This is a genomic window from Micromonospora andamanensis (assembly GCF_016863495.1).
In the GTDB taxonomy this organism is placed as follows: domain Bacteria; phylum Actinomycetota; class Actinomycetes; order Mycobacteriales; family Micromonosporaceae; genus Micromonospora; species Micromonospora andamanensis.
On record NZ_BOOZ01000126.1, the window covers coordinates 1 to 717 of the forward strand.

Annotated in this window: 1 protein-coding gene; it reads left to right on the top strand. The window is 69.3% G+C overall.

Annotated elements, in window-relative coordinates:
- The first annotated feature begins 37 nt into the window (after window positions 1-37).
- A complete protein-coding gene (locus Van01_RS32770; protein ID WP_204015846.1) occupies window positions 38-502 on the top strand; it encodes a DIP1984 family protein in 465 nt (154 codons plus the stop codon).
- Window positions 503-717: the final 215 nt, after the last annotated feature.

Consider the following 717-nt stretch of genomic DNA (forward strand, 5'->3'; position numbering starts at 1 on the left):
AAGGCGGCAGTGATCTTCGCTGGTCATACTGGTGCGCATGAAGCTCGCTGAGGCTCTTGCGCTGCGCGCGGATGCGGCGCGTCGCGCCGAACAACTCCGCGCCCGTATCGTCGCCAGCGCCCGATACCAGGAAGGTGAGACGCCTGCTGAGGACGCCGCGGCGCTTTTGGTGGAGGCGGGCGAGGTGCTCGGGGAACTGGAGTCGCTGATTCGGCGGATAAACCGCACGAACGCCGCCACGCATGTGGAGGGTGGCACGCTCACCGACGCGCTGGCCCGCCGCGACGTGCTGCGCTTGCGGCACAGCGTGGTCACGTCTGCCGCGGACGCCGCAGCCGGGGAAGGCCAGCGCGGGTTTCGGCAGTTGCGGTCGGAGCTGAAGATGATCCCGGCGCTGCCGGTAGCGCAGCTGCGGGGCCAGGCCGACGACCTCGCCCGGCAACTTCGGGAGGTCGACACCGTGATCCAGCGGACAAACTGGGAGGTTGACCTGCTGGACTGAGGGGTTGCGGAGCAGGTAGCCGACGTGGAGGCGTGCACGAACCCGAGAGCCGGCGGGTAATCCGGTTCACTCCTGGCGCGCCGGGGGCAGGCGCAGGGGTTCGATTCCCCAGCACACAACGCAGGCCCAGCACAGCACACAGGTGACGGCGCACAGGGCACGGCACACCACCAGGTGCAGATCCACGACGGCGAGGGTGGGACAGGGGGCCTACC

Excerpts from the sequence above, each read along its gene's own strand:
- Van01_RS32770 (WP_204015846.1), top strand. The coding sequence starts at position 38 with ATGAAGCTCGCTGAGGCTCTTGCGCTGCGCGCGGATGCGGCGCGTCGC.